Origin of the sequence: Flavobacterium agri, assembly GCF_013401995.1 — a bacterium.
Lineage (GTDB): Bacteria > Bacteroidota > Bacteroidia > Flavobacteriales > Flavobacteriaceae > Flavobacterium > Flavobacterium agri.
Genome location: NZ_JACBJI010000031.1, coordinates 1 through 948, shown reverse-complemented (window position 1 = coordinate 948; position 948 = coordinate 1). Strand labels below are relative to the sequence as shown.

Genomic DNA, 948 nt, shown 5'->3' with positions numbered 1-948 from the left:
CAACTACAATCGAATGTTTCATATCTTGAAGATACAATATTTGCCGATTTGGTTGGAATGTCTTGTAACGTTAGGCCGCTAATTTCGGTTGCGGCCTTTCGGAGAGAGTACTCTCCGCTGAAAATTACGAAATTAAAGAACAGTTGGTAAACTTAGTCCGCTTGCCGCAATCGAAATTAGCGGCGGTTAGCTGCTGGCTTTTTGGGTTTGTCATCCTTAAAAATTAAAAAACTAACTATCACAGATATAAAAAGATATGCCAACGCAAACAAAAATGTATGTAGAAGGAATGTAGTAAAAGGGAGTGTATAATAATATCCATAAAAAATTGCAATAGACAACATGGCTATTGATAGCAAAGCGGCAAGCTCAATCTCCAAGAAATTTTCATCATTTCTATTTATAGAAAGCATTACCACAACAATCAAGTTTAGGCAATACCAGATTACGTTCAAACAAAATGCAGTTATAAAGGGAAGATAGAATGCTTTTTCAAAAAGCTCAGGTTTAAATATATATACAGCTAAGAGTACAAAACAATAAGTTATGCAAAAACTAGTCAGTAGTCTTTTGTGATTTAAATTTAGATCTTTAATTAATTCGTACATGAATTTGAGTTTTGTTAAAGCTTGCAGCTAACGTTCGGCGGCTTCTTTGTCGCCGCGACCTTTCGGAGAGAGTACTCTCCGTTATTGGAAACGAAGTTAATGAAAAAGATTTTCCCAAACCACAAAAGGAGCGGTGGCGAAGAGCCGCTGTTACTGGCCGTTTGTGCTCACGAGAGATTGGAAAGAGAACTCTCAGCAGTGGTAAAATTGTCCGCCCAAGGCATTACGGAAATTCAGTAAGGAAACGTTTGGCGCAGCCTTTCGCCATCGGCGAAAAAGAAATAATAAGCTGCAAATGGCGAGTAACGTTAGGCCGCTAATTTTGGTCGCGGCGTTTCGG

The 948-nt window shown here is 38.7% G+C and carries 1 protein-coding gene; it reads right to left on the bottom strand.

Annotated features, from left to right (window positions below):
• Positions 1-176 precede the first annotated feature (176 nt).
• Positions 177-608, bottom strand: a complete 432-nt coding sequence (locus HZF10_RS17860; protein ID WP_176007600.1) for a hypothetical protein — start codon at positions 606-608, stop codon at positions 177-179.
• Positions 609-948: the final 340 nt, after the last annotated feature.